The sequence below is a fragment of the Candidatus Thiosymbion oneisti genome, from assembly GCF_900092655.1.
GTDB lineage: Bacteria > Pseudomonadota > Gammaproteobacteria > Chromatiales > Chromatiaceae > Thiosymbion > Thiosymbion oneisti.
Genome location: NZ_FLUY01000306.1, coordinates 1 through 1,008, shown reverse-complemented (window position 1 = coordinate 1,008; position 1,008 = coordinate 1). Strand labels below are relative to the sequence as shown.

At 49.7% G+C, this 1,008-nt stretch carries 1 protein-coding gene; it reads right to left on the bottom strand.

Features of this window, described 5'->3' with window-relative positions; all coding sequences use genetic code 11:
* Positions 1-385 precede the first annotated feature (385 nt).
* Positions 386-871 (bottom strand): hypothetical protein, encoded by a 486-nt coding sequence (locus BQ17_RS02690; RefSeq protein WP_089724179.1) that lies wholly within the window; start codon positions 869-871, stop codon positions 386-388.
* Positions 872-1,008 lie beyond the last annotated feature (137 nt).

The window sequence follows — 1,008 nt, the reverse complement described above, 5'->3', positions numbered from 1 at the left end:
AAGCTGGTAGGTTGGGCCACTAAAGTGGCCCTCGGCGGACTCAACCGCCGACTGAAGATAATCCATCTGGAAGATGGGGGTTTGTACCTCGATCCGCCTACGGCGGACTGAAGTTTTTGGAGACAATCAAAGTCGCTGATACCGTAGGGGAATTTCATGGATGATCTTGCTCCAAATGATTTTGCTGCACAAAATCAGCTGGCTTGATTGAAAAACCAGCAGTCGGGGGTTCAAATCGGGATCATAGAACCACGTTTTTCATCGGATTCATCATCCTAACAATTATTTCGGTCTTGATGCTTCACTCTCCCTTCCTACTGTACCTCTTTCATTGTCAGAAGGGTGAGCCTCAACGTGACCGTTTTTCCGATACGTTGAAATATGATCAAAGGCCAAAGGAAAATTGCCAGGTCACATAGACCGTTGAACTCATCGGCACCGCACGGTAAGCGGAATCAGGATGCCCACCGAAGGCCCGCAACCCTAATTCCAGATGTTGATTGTTGTGTTCACGGGATAGTGAGGCGGTTGCAACCCAGCCACTATCCTCCGGCGTGTAAAGCAGATCCAGGGCGCCATCTGTCGCATTTCCACTGTCGTATGAGAGTCGTAACAACAGATTTTGTTGTAGAAGGTTCGACTGGGAGAAGAACCGAGAGCTTTCCCCTATATTGCTATATACCGCACCGTCGATTCCCGTTCCCAACAAGCCACGTTGAGTGCGCGTGAGTTCCCGCAAGTCATCCCATTCGTCTTTCGAATAGGCAGAATCATCGAACCAAAACTCGCCTAATAGAGAAATGCCGGATGGGTGGGTCCAGGTGGTTCCCAATAATGCCTTGATCCCATGCCGGAAAGAGATCTCTTGCATGGGGTTACCCGTTGCCAGCAATGAGCCGTCTTGTATGGTCAGATTGTTGAGCCGTTTGTGATGGGCACCTTGCAAAATTGCCTGCGTGGTGAGCTAAGCGAGGGTAAAATCACGCCAGTCCAAAATGAATGCTCATC